16 protein-coding genes are annotated in these 15,009 nt (G+C 36.6%); 12 read left to right on the forward strand and 4 right to left on the reverse strand.

Annotation, left to right across the window (positions count from 1 at the left end):
* Positions 1-204 precede the first annotated feature (204 nt).
* The 6 genes from truA (at position 205) to CC92_RS23175 (ending at position 5,115) form a co-directional block, all read left to right on the forward strand.
* Positions 205-951, forward strand: a complete 747-nt coding sequence (gene truA / locus CC92_RS0120430; RefSeq protein ID WP_029501672.1) for a tRNA pseudouridine(38-40) synthase TruA — start codon at positions 205-207, stop codon at positions 949-951.
* A gap of 102 nt (positions 952-1,053) precedes the next feature.
* Complete coding sequence (locus CC92_RS0120435) at positions 1,054-1,452, forward strand: NUDIX domain-containing protein (protein ID WP_051650593.1); 399 nt, start codon at positions 1,054-1,056, stop codon at positions 1,450-1,452.
* Positions 1,453-1,656: 204 nt separating this feature from the next.
* Positions 1,657-2,937 carry a dihydroorotase gene (locus CC92_RS0120440; protein WP_029501670.1) on the forward strand — a complete coding sequence of 427 codons (1,281 nt, stop codon included), beginning with the start codon at positions 1,657-1,659 and terminating at the stop codon, positions 2,935-2,937.
* Positions 2,938-3,160: 223 nt separating this feature from the next.
* Positions 3,161-4,090 carry an orotidine-5'-phosphate decarboxylase gene (gene pyrF, locus CC92_RS0120445; protein ID WP_029501669.1) on the forward strand — a complete coding sequence of 310 codons (930 nt, stop codon included), beginning with the start codon at positions 3,161-3,163 and terminating at the stop codon, positions 4,088-4,090.
* A 19-nt stretch (positions 4,091-4,109) separates the two neighbouring features.
* On the forward strand, positions 4,110-4,454 hold the full coding sequence (locus CC92_RS23170; RefSeq protein WP_029501668.1) for an MATE family efflux transporter: 345 nt from the start codon (positions 4,110-4,112) through the stop codon (positions 4,452-4,454).
* A 16-nt stretch (positions 4,455-4,470) separates the two neighbouring features.
* Complete coding sequence (locus CC92_RS23175; RefSeq protein ID WP_242841319.1) at positions 4,471-5,115, forward strand: MATE family efflux transporter; 645 nt, start codon at positions 4,471-4,473, stop codon at positions 5,113-5,115.
* A gap of 217 nt (positions 5,116-5,332) precedes the next feature.
* Here the strand turns inward: CC92_RS23175 and CC92_RS0120460 are convergent, their stop codons facing one another.
* On the reverse strand, positions 5,333-5,941 hold the full coding sequence (locus CC92_RS0120460; protein WP_029501666.1) for a DedA family protein: 609 nt from the start codon (positions 5,939-5,941) through the stop codon (positions 5,333-5,335).
* 180 nt (positions 5,942-6,121) lie between these two features.
* On the opposite strand from CC92_RS0120460, the gene CC92_RS0120465 reads away from it, so the two are divergent.
* The 4 genes from CC92_RS0120465 to CC92_RS0120480 are packed head-to-tail and all read left to right on the forward strand — an operon-like array spanning position 6,122 to position 10,377.
* A complete protein-coding gene (locus tag CC92_RS0120465; RefSeq protein WP_029501665.1) occupies positions 6,122-7,174 on the forward strand; it encodes a competence protein CoiA in 1,053 nt (350 codons plus the stop codon).
* A gap of 24 nt (positions 7,175-7,198) precedes the next feature.
* Positions 7,199-8,191, forward strand: a complete 993-nt coding sequence (locus tag CC92_RS0120470; RefSeq protein ID WP_029501664.1) for a glycoside hydrolase family 113 — start codon at positions 7,199-7,201, stop codon at positions 8,189-8,191.
* Positions 8,192-8,227: 36 nt separating this feature from the next.
* Positions 8,228-9,496, forward strand: coding sequence for a class B sortase (locus CC92_RS21975; RefSeq protein ID WP_051650592.1), 1,269 nt, complete (start codon positions 8,228-8,230; stop codon positions 9,494-9,496).
* A gap of 44 nt (positions 9,497-9,540) precedes the next feature.
* Positions 9,541-10,377, forward strand: coding sequence for a hypothetical protein (locus tag CC92_RS0120480; RefSeq protein WP_029501662.1), 837 nt, complete (start codon positions 9,541-9,543; stop codon positions 10,375-10,377).
* Positions 10,378-10,517: 140 nt separating this feature from the next.
* Here the strand turns inward: CC92_RS0120480 and CC92_RS0120485 are convergent, their stop codons facing one another.
* The 3 genes from CC92_RS0120485 to CC92_RS0120495 form a co-directional block, all read right to left on the reverse strand.
* Complete coding sequence (locus CC92_RS0120485; RefSeq protein WP_051650591.1) at positions 10,518-10,787, reverse strand: hypothetical protein; 270 nt, start codon at positions 10,785-10,787, stop codon at positions 10,518-10,520.
* Between the two features lie 48 nt (positions 10,788-10,835).
* Positions 10,836-11,927 carry a hypothetical protein gene (locus tag CC92_RS0120490; RefSeq protein ID WP_029501660.1) on the reverse strand — a complete coding sequence of 364 codons (1,092 nt, stop codon included), beginning with the start codon at positions 11,925-11,927 and terminating at the stop codon, positions 10,836-10,838.
* Between the two features lie 153 nt (positions 11,928-12,080).
* On the reverse strand, positions 12,081-12,560 hold the full coding sequence (locus CC92_RS0120495) for an S-ribosylhomocysteine lyase (protein ID WP_029501659.1): 480 nt from the start codon (positions 12,558-12,560) through the stop codon (positions 12,081-12,083).
* A 176-nt stretch (positions 12,561-12,736) separates the two neighbouring features.
* Here CC92_RS0120495 and CC92_RS23435 point away from each other — a divergent pair, with 176 nt between their 5' ends.
* Together CC92_RS23435 and CC92_RS0120505 are read left to right on the forward strand one after the other, a co-directional pair.
* Positions 12,737-13,978 carry an HAD-IA family hydrolase gene (locus tag CC92_RS23435; protein ID WP_081841752.1) on the forward strand — a complete coding sequence of 414 codons (1,242 nt, stop codon included), beginning with the start codon at positions 12,737-12,739 and terminating at the stop codon, positions 13,976-13,978.
* An 8-nt stretch (positions 13,979-13,986) separates the two neighbouring features.
* Complete coding sequence (locus CC92_RS0120505; protein ID WP_029501657.1) at positions 13,987-14,946, forward strand: D-2-hydroxyacid dehydrogenase; 960 nt, start codon at positions 13,987-13,989, stop codon at positions 14,944-14,946.
* Positions 14,947-15,009 lie beyond the last annotated feature (63 nt).

The raw sequence follows: 15,009 nt of genomic DNA on the forward strand, positions 1-15,009 counted from the left end.
AATATGATACAATAGTACTAGAAAAATAGGTAAGCTTGATTATCTAAGCTTGATATTTCTTATTCAATTGGTGAATCCTAGGGTTAAACAGGAGAATTGGTTAGAAAACATGAAAGCATTAGATAAATCTTTTATTCAACAAGTTTGTGGTTACGCTGTACATAAGCTTGAGCTACAAAAGACAGCGAAGAAATGAGGAAAAGTATGAGAAATATTCAGCTAATCATAGAATATGATGGCTCTCGATATGATGGATGGCAAAAGCAAGCAGGAAATCAGAAGTCAGTGACCATTCAGGAGAAGATAGAAGATGTTTTAAATAAGATGGAGAATGAAGCCGTCGAAGTTATTGGTGCAGCTAGAACAGAGGCAGGGGTACATGCCTATCAACAGGTGGCAAATTTTAAGACAAATACTAATATGAAGGTATACGAAATCAAGCAATATCTAAATCGATATCTGCCAAGAGATATTGCTGTTCTAGAAGCCTTAGAAGTACCTGAAAGATTTCATGCAAGCTTTAATGCAGTATCCTTCTCTTATGAATATAAGATCTCCATTGGAGAAGTACCATCGGTATTTGATCGAAAATATAATTATTACTGCTTTAAACGTCCTGATATAGCAAAGATGAAGGAAGCAGCTAAGTATCTGATAGGAAAGCATGATTTTAAATCTTTTTCTGATAATAAAAGAATGAAAAAATCCACGGAAAGAGAAATCTATTCTCTTGATATCTATGGGGATGAAAAAGAAATAGTAATCTCGGTTCATGGAGATGACTTTTGGCCACATATGGTACGTATTATGGTTGGAACCCTACTTGAGGTAGGATTATCAAAAATCGAGCCTGTCGAACTAAAGAAGATCTTAGAGAGTAAAGATAGGGAGAAAGCCGGTGAAACCATTGATGCAAAAGGTCTATTTTTAACAGAAGTGCATTATAAATAATAGTAAAGAGCATGTCAGCATTGTACCATAGAGTTAATTTAGGGTGGGAAGTCTGCTGCATTGACACCGGAGAGGTGTTGTAATTACATTAGGAGGCGCAGTATGGAAAAATATAAAATCGTAGTGAAGGGTTTAGTGAAAAATGAAGGGAAGTATGCTATTGTACAACGTTGGTATGATGACAGAATATTAGATCCATATCGTTGGGGATTTGTCGATGGACAGATTGAATTTGGAGAAGCACCAGATAAAGCAGTAGTACGACTAATACGTGAACAATTAGGTATTGATTCGGTGATGGATCGTGTCTTATATACTTGGACTTATATGGTGGGTGATACCTTTCATGTTGGAATTTGCTACGAATGCTTTGCGCTACAGACAGAAACCATCCTTTCAGAAGATCTGCAACAGATGATGTGGGTTGAGCCATCTCAGTTTGAAGAATATATTGATAACCAGGATATCCTGCATGATTTAAGAATGGTGATGGAATTTTAAATAGTGAATATTTATTATTAAAAAAAATAGATGGATGACGAAACAATTCTGTTCTTACAATGCAATCACAGAATTAAGAAACATAAGATACAATACAGAAATGAGGGTAGTGTGAACATCAATAGTTTTCACACGGCTATTTGTGCTGGTGCACAAATGCACCTCTTTATAAAAAGGCGCCAAAGCGCTAGAATGAGGATTAGAATGAAAGTATTAATAAAAAATGGATTTATATTAGATCCTGCAACGAACAAAGAAGGTAGATTTGACCTCTTAATTGAGGGTGAGACAATAAGCAATGTGGCAGAACATATAGAAGATTCCAACGCTACAGTAATTGATGCCTCTGGTAAATATGTAATGCCTGGTTTTATCGATCTTCATGTGCATCTTAGAGAACCAGGTTTTGAATATAAAGAAACGATTCAAACAGGTGCTAAGGCTGCGGCTGCTGGGGGATATACAACAATTTGTCCAATGCCTAATACAAATCCGACCATTGATTCTCCTGAAATGGTTGAATTTTTAATTCAAAAATCTAAGTCAGATGCAAAGATTCATATCATACCAGTAGGAGCCGTTACGGTAGGTCAGATGGGAAAAGAGTTAGCTGACATTGAGGGGATGGCAAAGGCCGGGGCCCTTGCACTTAGCGAAGACGGAAAATCTGTGATGGATGTGCTAGTATATGTCGAAGGTTTAAAAGCAGCGAAGGAAGCTGGCCTTGTTATGTTAGCTCACTGCGAGGATAGGCAGTTAGTACGAAATGGTGCGATGAATGCTGGAAAAAAAGCTGAAGAATTAAATCTTCGTGGAATAACAAATGCAGTTGAAGATATAATTACTGCACGAGATATTTTTTTAGCTGGAGAAACAGGTGCGAAACTTCACCTATGTCACTGTTCCACAAAAGCTTCCGTCGCATTAGTTAAGATGGCAAAGGAACTTGGTATCAAGGTGACAGCTGAAGTCTGCCCTCACCATTTTATCTTAAGTGATGAGGATATTCCTGGTGATGATGCTAATTATAAGATGAATCCTCCACTTCGTAGTAAAGAAGATGTAGAGGCATTAAAAGAAGGATTAAAGCAAAATATTATGGAGGTAATCTCTACCGATCATGCTCCTCATGGAGAAGAGGAGAAGAAAAAATCTATGGCAAATGCTCCATTTGGTATTGTAGGTTCTGAAACAGCATTTTGCTTAACTTATACAGAGTTAGTAAAGACCGGTTATTTATCTCCAATGCAGATGGTGGAGAAGATGAGTTACAATCCAGCAAAAATTCTTGGAATAGACAAAGGGAGCTTAGAGCCTGGCAAGATGGCAGATATTGTAATCGCTGATTTTGATGCGGAATATGAGATTGATGCAACAAAGTTTTATTCCAAAGGGAAGAACACACCATTTCATGGGAGAAAGGTAAGCGGTAAGGTAATGCTTACGATGGCTGCTGGAGAAGTTGTGTATCAGGCAGAAGAATAATTTTGCTACTCCTAAGTTAATTTATCTTATTAATGTATAGAGAATAAGATTACTTTTTCTTATATCATTTTATATTTCAACCGCTTTTTGATGATAATTAATCGAAAGGCGGTTTTATTTACTTGCCTGTTTTACGGATTAGGTATTTGGTTTCCTATTGCAGTCAAGTAATTTTTATGCTATACTTTCATCATTTGAAAAAATATACCCTGGAGGATTCGATATGATACAAAAACTCATAACCAAAATTGAACAGAACAATGCACCTATTGTTGTAGGATTAGACCCGATGTTAAGCTATATCCCAAAGCATGTTTTAGAGAAAGCATTTGCTGAGTTTGGTGAGACTCTTGAAGGGGCAGCAGAAGCAGTTTGGCAGTTTAACAAGGCAATCGTAGATGCAACCTACGACTTAATACCGGCTGTGAAACCACAGATTGCGATGTATGAGCAGTTTGGTATTCCGGGGTTGATTGCATTTAAGAAGACTGTTGATTACTGTAAAGAGAAAGATCTTGTAGTAATTGGAGATATTAAACGAGGTGATATTGGATCTACCTCCACAGCGTATGCTACTGGACATCTTGGAAAAGTTAATGTAGGTAGTAAATCCTATTACGGCTTTGATGAGGATTTTGTAACAGTAAATCCATATCTTGGTTCAGATGGTGTGATACCATTTATCGATGTTTGTAAGGAAGAAAAGAAAGGCTTATTTATCTTAGTGAAAACCTCAAATCCATCGAGCGGTGAATTCCAGGATCAGCTAATTAATGGGAAACCACTTTATGAATTAGTTGGAAGAAAGGTTGCTGAGTGGGGCGAGATGTGCATGGGTGAAAAGTACAGCTATATTGGTGCTGTTGTTGGAGCAACCTATCCGGAGATGGGAAAAGTTCTTCGTAAATTAATGCCTAAGACTTATATCTTAGTTCCAGGCTATGGAGCACAAGGTGGAAAAGCTTCTGATTTGGCTCCATATTTTAATGAGGATGGCTTAGGTGCAATCATCAATTCCTCACGTGGAATTATCGCTGCATATAAGCAGCCTGCATATGAGAAGTTTGGTGACGTGAATTTTGCAGATGCTTCTAGACAAGCAGTTATTGATATGAGAGAAGATATTAATCAGGCTCTATCTCAAAAAGAATAAATAGAGTATAGGCGAAACGATGAGTAAGAAAACATATATTAATGATATGACGCAAGGGAGCCCTACAAGGCTATTGGTACACTTTGCAGTACCGATGCTAATTGGTAATCTATTTCAACAGCTCTATAGTATGGTAGATTCTATTGTGGTCGGTAATGTAGTTGGAGATAGTGCACTTGCTGCTGTAGGGTCGACTTGGGCCTTGAATTTTTGTTTTAGACCTTTTATTTGTAATCGGGTTTGGTTGGGGAGTTGCTGGAGCGGCAATTGCTACGATTATAGCACAGGCAGTATCAGCAATCGGATGCATCCTAACAGGGTTTCGAAAAATACCATTGATTCGTATGCCAATCAAAGAATTTAAGATTGATAAAGGAATTATGAAAAAATGTATCTATCTTGGGATACCAGCGGCACTTCAGAACTCCTTTGTTGCTATCTCAACCATTGTATTACAACGTGTGACAAACCAATATGGAAAAACTGTAGTAGCAGCTGCAACAGCGGCACAACGTATTGAACAGCTCGTCCTAATGCCTGGAATGTCGCTCGGTTTATCCGTTGCATCCTATACTGGACAAAATATCGGAGCGATGCGTATTGACCGAGTGAAAAAAGGGTTTTGGTCTGCAACTAAAATAATTGTTGCATTTAGTTTAATTATGATGCCTTGTATGTACTTTTTTGCAGGTTCTGTAATGAAACTCTTTACCGATGTAAAAGAAGTTGCAGAGATTGGGCAAAAAGCAGTACGTGTTACCTGCATGTTTTATATCCCAGTTGGCATGATTTATGTTTCCCGTAATGTTTTGAGTGGTGCTGGAGATATGAAGATACCAATGATTATGGGAGTTTCAGAAGTCCTATGTCGTGTTATATTTGCCAGTCTATTAACCAAGATTCCTGCGATTGATTATATGGGAATCTGGTGGGCAACAGGACTTAACTGGTTTATTACAGGAGCAATTGGTACAATACGATATGCTACTGGAAAGTGGAAGAATAAATCTGTTGTACATGAATAATTCTATATTTATTAAGAGGAATGCATCTTTTATGCATTCCTTTTTTTAATAAGTGCGACAGATTGCTGACGCATCTTATTCATGACAAGGAAAAGTGCGCGCAGCGTGCTTTTTCTTGTTGGTGCAAGTACCTCTACTGTAGTGCCCCATCTGTCTATTAAGCATAAAAAGAAGCCTTGCATCACAGTAGATAGCTATCTATGTTACAAACGTTAACTTAGCTTTTTGAATCTTGAGCTAGATTTTTCTTACGGATTTTACGAGCAATTACAAATAAAATCACTAGTAAAAGTACCGGAATAAGAATATCTTTGTACTTAGTGTAATAAGTAACAGTATTTGACCAATTACCACGAAGGAGATAGCCTATACCAATTAATAGAGTATTCCACAGGGTTATACCAATGATAGAAAATAAAGCGAATACAGGATAAGGCTGTTTGGCCGCTCCTGCAACAAACGCTATGTAAGTACGAATGATTGGAACCATTCGTCCAAAGCAAACAACATAAGAGCCGTAACGCTCAAATCTTTGATAAGAGGCATCGATGCTTTTCTTTGTTTTTGGGAACTTCGTCGTTAGTTTCTCTAAGATACAGTGTCCACCGATACGACCAACGAAGTAACAGATGCTAGTTCCTATCATTCCAGCACATACACTAACAGGAAGCATAAGAAGAAAAGGAATATTCTGAAGAGATGCAACAGCACCGGAAAAAGGTAAGACAATCTCGCTAGAGATTGGAAAACAACCGTATTCAAGCAGAATAATTACAAACATGGCGAATAGTCCATTTTCATAGATAAAACGGACAACAGAATCCATAAGACCCTCCATAAGAAATCTGTTTTTTGTAGTTTATGTGGAAATATAACCTTTCAGAACAAGGGAATTTATCAAGTGTAATATTGCATATTTGTGTTATTCTTGTGATGAAAAGTTTATTATGGTACAATCAAGATAACAATAGGAATCGTGAAAATTAGGTGAGTGGGGTCGCATCTTATGGATATCTGTCTTTATAATGGTAGAGAGATTTGTACTTATGATTTGAAAGATGAAGCCGGAATTTATTATCAAGATATTGTGTTGGAGTGGAAGAGAAACGCTGCGAAGAAGAAGTTAATCTGTGTTGATTGTGGTAGTCCAGTATATCTAGCCGCTGGTTTAAAGAAAGAGCCTTATTTTGCTCATTATGATATTGTTTCTTGTGCCTATGGTAAGAGAATGGAGTCACAGGAACTGATCCGTGGAAAAAGGCTTCTTTATCATATGCTAAAACGAAGTTTTCCATCAAAAGAAATACAGATAAGACATCGTCTTTCGAATGGATTATATACCACCTGCTATGTAAAAAATGAGGAAGGTTATGATCTAGCAATTGATTATCGATTACAGATGTTACCAATTAAGGAACTGGATTTAAGAGTTCAGTACTTTGACGAGCAAGAGATTATTCCAGTATTTTTATTGGGGGTAAGACAGGATAAAAAAAAAGGTCAGCTATCCTGGTATCAAACCTATATTCAAAATCTAAGTGGAAGCTGTGTTTTTCTTGATGCCAAAGAAGAGATCTTACATATGAAACACCATATTACCTATGTAGAAAATAGAAAACGAAAAAGTAAGGTATATCAAAAAACATATAGTATTCATGATATAACACTATCAAAAGACGGCACATTTGATTGTGATTTTTATGAAGAGTGTGAAAGAAGGAAGATAGAACTTGAACAAAAGGAAGAAAGGGAGCAAAATCGTCTACGAGAAATAAGAGATAGAGAGAGAAGATATCATGAGGAACAGATAGAGAAAGATAGAATTCTTGCAACGATACAAGAGCGAAAGAAGCTGCAAAACGAGCAAAAATTGCTGGAGTATCAAGAATGGTGTAAGCAAAATAGCCTCTTAAAAATTGATTTTCATACAATAGCATTGCCAGAAGGAATACGTAGAGATGTGTTGCTAAACTGCGTGGAAATGATGAAAAATGGTCAAGAAGAAATGATATCGAAGAGATATTTGAATTATATTAATATGCTTATGGAAGGTAACTAATACTATTTATGTGGAGGTAGTAAAATGGAAGTTAGAGGATTTACCTATGGTTATATGGCTAAGAGAGGGGCTTACCAAAGTGAAGCGGGTAAAAAATCACAAGAAGCTATGTTTGATATTGGAATCAATTGGATGTGTTTGGCATTTCCACTGTATCAAGATACTTATCAATCAACAAAAATTCGATTTGATTATCGATATGACATCACAGAAAAAGATATTTTAACGGCAATAAAACGTGCCAAGGATCGGAATATTAAAGTATGTCTGAAACCTATGGTAAATTGCAAAGATCATATCTGGAGGGCTTATATCGATTTTCCTGAGGAAGACTTTTTAGGAGAAGATACCTATTGGAAACAATGGTTTGAATCCTATACAGCATTTTTAATACATTATGCAGAGATTGCACAAGATACAGGCTGTGAGATGTTTTGTATTGGTTGTGAGATGCTTGGTACAGAGAGAAAGGAAGAATATTGGAGAGAAGTAATTAAAAGAGTCCGTGAAGTCTATAAAGGACCGATTACTTATAATACCAATCATGGGAAAGAGGATAAAGTCTCCTGGTTTGATGCTCTTGACTATATAGGTACCTCTGCTTATTATCCAGTTGCAAGAGCAGGTGGAGCCACAAAAGATAGTATGGTGAAAGAGTGGATTAAGATTCGAGATGATCTTAAAGTATTAAGTGAGAAGTTAAATAAAAAAATTCTATTTATGGAAATCGGTTGCCGGAGTGCAAAAGGCTGTGCTTCTATGCCGTGGGATTTCATGCATAAAGAACTTGAAAGAGAAGAAGAAGAGCAGGCTGCGTTTTATGAGTCCTGTTTAGAGGTGTTCTTTGAGGAACCATGGTTTCAAGGAATCTTTTGGTGGGATTGGAGCACGGTAATCTATGATACGGAGGAAGAAGCAAAAAATGATGTTGGTTTTAATATTCATAGAAAAAAGGCAGAAACTGTCATAAAGAAATGGTACCAAAAGGGTAAAGAGAGTGAAGAGACAAACCGATAACAGTTATGGAGTAGTTAATTACTAGCAGGAGTAAGAATGGATAGTAAGATACAAATAGAAAAAAAAGAGATGTCGGATAACAAAACTAGCGCAGAGAGTAGAGACAAATTAAAGATACTCCGGCTACAAAACCAATTCGATCTCCATAACCCAGACACTGCTTTAGACCTCTATGAAAAGTTAATTTTAGATCAAACATTTTTTGAAACGGAATTAGGGAGGGGCTTTCTTAAAAGTTTATTGCATACTGCAATTCATTCCGAATCCTACTTAGAGGATGAGACTGCTTTGTCTGGACGACATGAGGGCAGAAGAAAAAAAAGAGTTAAAGAACAAAGAAACAGAACACAAAGTAGAAGAAAGCAAAGTAGCAGAACACAAAGTAGCAGAACACAAGGTAGCAGAAATCAAGGAAACAGAACACAAGGTAGCCAAACACAAAATTATTTGCTACCAATAGATAAAGATCAAAGAAGCAATCGTAGGAAAACAAAAAAGAAGAAAAAAACAGTATACTTAGTATTTTTATTATTATTTTCTTGTATTTTTTTCTATCATATTTATCAAATGGTAAGTTATCAGGTACTTAGTTATCTCAGTGCCAAAAAGATTGATGATTTAGTGAATAGTATTTTACTTCCGGTAGAATCAAAGAATCAGAATATTGCATTAAAAGATGATGGAACACAAAATCAGGAGTTTTCTGTTGAGGAAACTGAGAATGATGTGCTTTATGAATATAGTGCTTTATATGAGAGAAATCCAGATCTCATTGGCTGGATCCGAATTGAAGGAACCGTAATTAATTATCCGGTGATGCAAACGAGGGAAGACGAGGAATATTATCTTCTTCGAGATTTTGACCGAGAGAGTGATATCAATGGATTACCATTTATGGATGCAAGATGTGATGCAAAAACAGACTCTAATTTGATTATCTATGGCCATAACATGAAAAATGGCTCGATGTTTAGCGCCTTGATGAACTATGCAGAGGAAGAGTTTTATAAAAAACATCCAGTAGTATTATTTGATACAATCTATGAGAAGGGTGTTTATGACATTATAGCAGTATTTCAAACAAGAGTTGCTTATCAGGACGAAGATACGTTTCGATATTACAACTTTGTCGAGCCGTTTCATAAGGCAGAATTTTATAATTACTTAGAAAATATCAGTGAATTATCTTACTATAATACCGATCAAACCGTGGACTATGGTGATAAATTAATTACGTTATCAACTTGCGACCGTTCCATTGAGGATGGAAGATTGGTTGTGGTAGCACGAAAGAAAAACTCTTAAAAGATAAACTCTAGTTACGTAAGAGTGTGTTAGAAGGAGAGAAAATGAAACATAGAATAACAGCAATGATCATAAGTATATTAACCATATTTGGTCTATTAATAAAACCAATCATGACGTTTGCTGCAATCAGTGAATATAAGGTAGATGAAAAAGAATATAACTTACGAGTAGAGGATTTTCCGACATTTACAGCAGATTGGGATTCCATCTATGCAAAGATGAATAATCGGAAGGATACATCAGGGTATCTGTTATCACTTTTCGATGATTATGATTCTACGGATGTTACGCTGGCAGCGTTTGAAGCCCAGGGAATATCAGTAGACGCTGATGCGTGTTATGGTGTTGAAATTACGCTATACAAACAGGAAGCGGATGAGGAATATTATCCAGTGGATGGAGCTGTTAATGTAGAACTTATATGTCCTCTGCCAGATGTATACTTAGATACACCGAGAAATGTTCAGATGTATCAGCTTGAGTCTGGAAGGAATAAACCGATAAAATTCTCCCTTGTAACGGTAAATGAAGTGATATGTGTCAAATTTAAAGTAAATGCAAATGCTATTTACTCTTTTGTCCTAACTGATGATATCGTGGAGAGTGAGGAGATACCAGCCCCATCCAAGGCACCAACGGTAACGCCAAAACCAACAACATCGGTAACACCAGAACCAACACAAGGTGTGACTCCTACAAAAAATCCAGATAATACTGGTTCATCTGGTAATACAAACTCAAATACAAATCAAGGGAATCGTCCAAAAGATAAAACACCACAAACTGGTGATCAAACTAGTATGGTAAGGTGGCTTACCTTATCAACTATCTCAGGGATAGGAATGATATGGGCATTTTACGAGTGGAAGAAAAAGTAGAAAGTTCATAACTTGTGTTTTCTTTTAACGAAATCCCATTACAAAGAGTTAAAAAGTTAGGTGCAAAGACAAAGAGCCTATAACCTATGAGAATTCCTCTCATGGTTGTTGGCTCTTTTCTTGATAGAAGCAGATTACTATTAACGGTTAGGCATCATATTTTTTATCATTTCTAATTTCATTTTATCTGCGGGTGACATATTAACTGTTAGTAAATCTGTAATGATATTAACCTCTTGCGGTGTAAAGTCCATATTCATTGCTTTTAGTTTTGCATTTGCTTTCATTAAATTAGGCAGAGCTTTTTCCATAGGTAATCCTTGTGTTTCCTTAATGAATTCAAGGAGAATTTGCTTTTTTAATGGGTGCATATTTCGTAGCGCTTCATTGTTCATCCAATCTGTGTTCATACTTTCTACCTCATTTCTTTCCTTACTTATCCTATCTTACAACCTACTTTAGGTTGGCATAAACATCCCGGATTCAAACATCTTCTTCATCGATTCAAAGGTGCTTTTTTGCTCTGGAGGCACCATACTAGCAATCATATCAAACATTTGCTGGTTGTTTGGCCTTGCTGCTGTTTGATTGACTGATTGTTGGGACTGAGTATTTGCAGCTTTAGCAACATTTTGAGTGAGTTTTGAAGAATTCCCTTTTCTTGCTGCATCAGCAGCCGAGTTAATATCTCGATAAGGTGTGATACCAGAGGTATCATAAGGTGCACTCGTAACATCCTTATACTTATTTCCATTATCATATGGGGGCTGATTGATATAACGTGATTGAGTCATGACTGGACTCGTAGTATTTGCAGTCTGAGTAAGATTATCTGATGGTGGGCTCTGGCCGTACATGGCTTGATATAGTAGATCATATGGAGTAGGAGAGGTACTTTCATAATAAGAATTATCGTTATTTATGGATGCTGCTGACGGAGCAGATAGATCCGATGGAGACACCGTGGAATGATTGCCCTGAGTAGGAGAGTTTGCTTGAGGGGAACCCGGAGGAGTTCCTCCGAATGGAAAGCCTTTCATCATATTCATTATATTTGGTAGATTCATCATTCCTGGCATATTCATCATTCCTGGCGTATTCATCGATCCGGGTGTATTCATCATCCCAGACATATTCTGATACATCTCCATAAAGCGCTTCATATTAAATATGTTAAGTACATTATCGACAATTGATATTTCTGTTGTTGAACAGTATGGGCGTATACTTTTTAAGATGCCTTCAAAATTAATAGAACCTTCTTTGCCACCAAAGCCAAAAAGTCCCTGCAGTCCTGAAAGACCGGTAGCACTAACGGTATTATCTTTTGAATCAGTCTTCTTCCTACCAAACACGTTGAGTCCTCCCTGTTGTCTTAAGTTTTGGATAACATCCATAAAATCACTGAACTTTACGAATATATCCAAGGTTTTTCTTGTATCAGAATCAAGGTATGGAGCTGCTGCTTGAATCATCTTGGAAGAACGACTTTGCCTAGAAAAAGAGGTAATGTTATCAGAGCTATTCTCAGCCTGATTCGTCTCCTCCATAAGAGCTCCTCCTTGTTGTCCGATTATGCAAGAGTCATAATGTAGAGTTGTTATAGGGTATCATTAGCCATCTTGCCTATAACAATATATTCTATGAGACATAAAAATAGACCGCGGGTTCTTATCTGGTATAAGAAGCGGTCTATCTTAAATCTAGTTTGGGTATTCCAATCGTTCTTTTGTAATGAAATCAAGTACTTCACTTAGATAACGTTTCGCAAGGAATTTTGCCATTGGTAAGTTCATATCCAGATAATTACCACAGTGAATTGCAGCAGCGCCAGGAACCTCACCTTCAAACTCGCTAATAAATGTAAATAGTTCCTTCATCAAAGGGATAATGTCTTCTGAAGTGTAATCACCTGCGAGTAATAGATAAAATCCAGTGCGACATCCCATAGGTCCAAAATAGATTACCTTACTTCCATACTCTGTATGATTTCTTAAAAAGGTAGCAGCAAGATGTTCGATAGCATGCATCTCAGCAGTATTCATAACAGGTTCAAAGTTAGGACGTGTCATACGAAGATCGAAAGTCGTAATAATAGCATCTCCAGCACTGTCTTTTCTAGAAACATAGACACCAGGGAGTAATTTTAAATGATCAATTGTAAAGCTTGCAATAGGTTTCATCGTTCTTATTAATGTACCATTTCGATACATTTAACCTCCTTATTTTCTCTGCATTGAATTATAACATAGTATGACTAAGATAGAAAGAAAAAATCAGTATCCTACGAAACTGCATAGATTTTTTTATAGAAATCGTATATAATCAAAACCATAATGAATAGGATTGGAGAACTCATATGATAAAGAATATTGTTTTTGATATTGGCCAGGTGCTTGCAGAATTTCGCTGGCATGACTATATTGATGAACTTACAATCAAAGAAGAATATAAAGAAAGATTAGCAAAGGCAACTGTGTTATCTCCATACTGGAATGAAGTGGATCGTGGTGTTTTAACAAAAGAAGAGATTATGAAGCGTTGTATTTTGCTTGATCCAGAAATAGAAAAGGAAATTAGTTTATTTTTTCAAGATACCAGTCAGTTAGTGATTGAATTTGAGTATTCAGAAGCATTGGTTAAAAGTCTTAAGAATCAAGGGTATCAGATTTATATATTATCTAACTATGGTAGAGAGAATTTCTCCTATGTTAAGGAAAAATTTCGTTTCTTAGAACACGTGGATGGGGCAGTTATTTCCTATGAGGAGCAACATATAAAACCAGAGCCAGAAATCTATGAAGCTTTACTATCTCGGTATGGGATTGTGCCAGAGGAATCTGTATTTTTAGATGATTTAGCAGCAAACTTAGAAGGGGCAAAAGCATTTCACTTTCATACGATTCAATTTCACAACTTGTGGCAGGCAAAACGAGAGCTTAGAAAGTTAGGTGTTATGGTAGAAGAGAGAGAGTTTGACAGTATTATCTTTGATCTGGATGGTACCATGTGGGATTCTACAGAGAATGCCGCTATCGTGTGGAAGGAAATAGCTCAAAAAGATCACCGTATCACGGACGAGGTTACTGCACCAAAGCTAAAGGCTCTCTATGGGTTACCTTTGGAAGAAATAGCAACTGGACTCTTTTTAAGCGTTCCAGAGGAAATTGCTATTGAGACGATGGAACAATGTGTCGTAGCGCAGTGCCCTTATTTAGCAGAGCACGGAGGAATTCTGTTAGGAAATATAGAAGAAACATTAAAAAAGCTTTCAAAAAAATACCGTCTATTTATCGTAAGTAATTGTAAAAGTGGCTATATTGAAGCTTTTTTAGAAGCGCATAAGTTGGGACAGTATTTTGAAGACTTTGAGTGTCCTGGCGGTACTGGGAAATTAAAAGCGGATAATATTCGCATTGTGATGAAACGTAACCAATTAAGAAATCCAATCTATGTAGGAGATACGCAAGGAGATGGCGAAGCTGCCCATCAGGCAAAAATACCTTTTGTGTATGCTCGTTATGGGTTTGGTAAAGCAACTGAGTATGAATATGTAATAGACTCTTTTGAGGAATTAACTTCATTACAGATGGCAGAATAGAGGTTAGTATGAAAATTGTAATCATGGAAGCAAACACGTTGGGAAAGGATGTAGATTTAGGTCTCTTTCAAGAATTTGGAGATGTTGTAATCTATGGGGAATCCAATCCAATAGAAAATGCGAATAGAATAAAAGATGCAGATATTATCATTGTTAATAAAATTCCAATGAACGAGGAAATCTTAAGAGGTGCAAAAAAACTAAAATTAATCTGTTTGACTGCAACAGGGACAAATAATATTGATTTTAAGTATACCAAAGAACGTGGAATATCAGTAGCCAATGTAAAGGGCTATTCCACCCAGTCAGTGGTACAACATACCTTTGCCCTACTGTTTTATGTCTATGAAAAATTAGCTTATTATGATCACTATGTTAAGTCTGGTGAATATACAAGAAGTGATATCTTTAGTAATTTCGAAGTAAAATTTCATGAGTTATATGGGAAGACTTTTGGGATAATAGGACTTGGAGAAATTGGACAAGGAGTGGCTAAAATAGCGGAATTATTTGGTTGTAAGGTAGTCTATTACTCAACTTCTGGTAAAAATAATAATACTGATTATGAAAGGGTTGATTTACCAACTTTGTTAAGAGAGTCAGATGTAGTATCCATTCATGCACCACTTAATGAAGTCACACAGGATTTGATTGGAGAGGCTGAATTAGCAATGATGAAGTCGGATGCTATCTTATTGAATTTAGGTCGTGGACCAATCGTAAATCAAGAAGCATTAGCCGAGGCATTATTAAATAAATCCATCGGTGGAGCGGGATTAGATGTATTAGCTGTAGAACCAATGCTTCCTGATAATCCATTGTTAAAAGTTCAAGATAGTACACGATTAATCATAACTCCTCACATAGCTTGGGCAACTGTGGAAGCGAGAAATCGATGTGCGAGGGAAGTGTACCTTAATATTAAGGCGTACTTATCAGGTGAGACAAGAAATATTGTCAACTCATAAGGAAGTGAAGTATTATCATAACAAGAGGCCATCAATAGAGAAGCGAACCAATATTTGAGAATA

It is taken from the genome of Lachnoclostridium phytofermentans, assembly GCF_000733755.1.
GTDB classification, from domain to species: Bacteria; Bacillota; Clostridia; order Lachnospirales; family Lachnospiraceae; genus Lachnoclostridium; species Lachnoclostridium phytofermentans_A.

What these genes read in the sequence shown, in the direction of transcription:
- truA (WP_029501672.1), top strand. Translation starts at nt 205, where the DNA reads ATGAGAAATATTCAGCTAATCATAGAATATGATGGCTCTCGATATGAT.
- CC92_RS0120435 (WP_051650593.1), top strand. Translation starts at nt 1,054, where the DNA reads ATGGAAAAATATAAAATCGTAGTGAAGGGTTTAGTGAAAAATGAAGGG.
- CC92_RS0120440 (WP_029501670.1), top strand. Translation starts at nt 1,657, where the DNA reads ATGAAAGTATTAATAAAAAATGGATTTATATTAGATCCTGCAACGAAC.
- pyrF (WP_029501669.1), top strand. Translation starts at nt 3,161, where the DNA reads ATGATACAAAAACTCATAACCAAAATTGAACAGAACAATGCACCTATT.
- CC92_RS23170 (WP_029501668.1), top strand. Translation starts at nt 4,110, where the DNA reads ATGAGTAAGAAAACATATATTAATGATATGACGCAAGGGAGCCCTACA.
- CC92_RS23175 (WP_242841319.1), top strand. Translation starts at nt 4,471, where the DNA reads ATGAAAAAATGTATCTATCTTGGGATACCAGCGGCACTTCAGAACTCC.
- CC92_RS0120460 (WP_029501666.1), bottom strand. Translation starts at nt 5,941, where the DNA reads ATGGATTCTGTTGTCCGTTTTATCTATGAAAATGGACTATTCGCCATG.
- CC92_RS0120465 (WP_029501665.1), top strand. Translation starts at nt 6,122, where the DNA reads ATGGATATCTGTCTTTATAATGGTAGAGAGATTTGTACTTATGATTTG.
- CC92_RS0120470 (WP_029501664.1), top strand. Translation starts at nt 7,199, where the DNA reads ATGGAAGTTAGAGGATTTACCTATGGTTATATGGCTAAGAGAGGGGCT.
- CC92_RS21975 (WP_051650592.1), top strand. Translation starts at nt 8,228, where the DNA reads ATGGATAGTAAGATACAAATAGAAAAAAAAGAGATGTCGGATAACAAA.
- CC92_RS0120480 (WP_029501662.1), top strand. Translation starts at nt 9,541, where the DNA reads ATGAAACATAGAATAACAGCAATGATCATAAGTATATTAACCATATTT.
- CC92_RS0120485 (WP_051650591.1), bottom strand. Translation starts at nt 10,787, where the DNA reads ATGAACACAGATTGGATGAACAATGAAGCGCTACGAAATATGCACCCA.
- CC92_RS0120490 (WP_029501660.1), bottom strand. Translation starts at nt 11,927, where the DNA reads ATGGAGGAGACGAATCAGGCTGAGAATAGCTCTGATAACATTACCTCT.
- CC92_RS0120495 (WP_029501659.1), bottom strand. Translation starts at nt 12,560, where the DNA reads ATGAAACCTATTGCAAGCTTTACAATTGATCATTTAAAATTACTCCCT.
- CC92_RS23435 (WP_081841752.1), top strand. Translation starts at nt 12,737, where the DNA reads ATGATAAAGAATATTGTTTTTGATATTGGCCAGGTGCTTGCAGAATTT.
- CC92_RS0120505 (WP_029501657.1), top strand. Translation starts at nt 13,987, where the DNA reads ATGAAAATTGTAATCATGGAAGCAAACACGTTGGGAAAGGATGTAGAT.